Annotated in this window: 1 protein-coding gene; it reads right to left on the bottom strand. The window is 56.3% G+C overall.

Translation table 11 applies throughout. From position 1 onward, the window contains the following. Positions 1-110 precede the first annotated feature (110 nt). Positions 111-326, bottom strand: coding sequence for a hypothetical protein (locus ACOCD2_RS25975; protein ID WP_293681546.1), 216 nt, complete (start codon positions 324-326; stop codon positions 111-113). Positions 327-524: the final 198 nt, after the last annotated feature.

Here is a 524-nt window from a genome sequence, read left to right as displayed (position 1 = left end):
CTGGGTCTATCGTAAGCTGCGCAACTTTCGGGCAGGCATTGAAGCGGGTATTTCGTACCTGAAACGCTGCTTTGGCTTGCGGCGATGCAACTGGAAAGGATTGGAGCATTTCAAGGCTTATGCTGCCAGCCATGGAGAGCGAAGCGAAGGCTGGTAGTCCCCAGTAGCCGCGAGGCCGCACTGCTTACCCGTCGTGCGCATAGCGCCAGAGGGGAAGCAAAGTAGGCATTCGAACGCGGCGTCCAGTCATTGGGAGACAAGTACGGAGCAGCAACGAGCTTGCGAAGTTGTTGTGTAGTGCTTGGTGACCAGGACGGCTGGGGCACGAATAGGTTGTCAAAGGCCGAGTCGATTTTGGGGACTGGGATGTCCCAAAATCTATCACGAGGTCGAAGACACGCTTGCGTGTGGTCGGCGGTTGTTACGCATAATATGGTGACGTTGGCGCGTTTGAAGCCTGCCTGAATCCAGCAGGGACCGACCATTTTTTGAAATGGGGCGTCAGCTCAGGATGGCAGTCGCCC

The organism is Thiolapillus sp. (assembly GCF_048562965.1).
Classification (GTDB): Bacteria; Pseudomonadota; Gammaproteobacteria; order Chromatiales; family Chromatiaceae; genus Thiolapillus; species Thiolapillus brandeum_A.
This window is presented reverse-complemented; position numbering and strand designations above follow the sequence as displayed.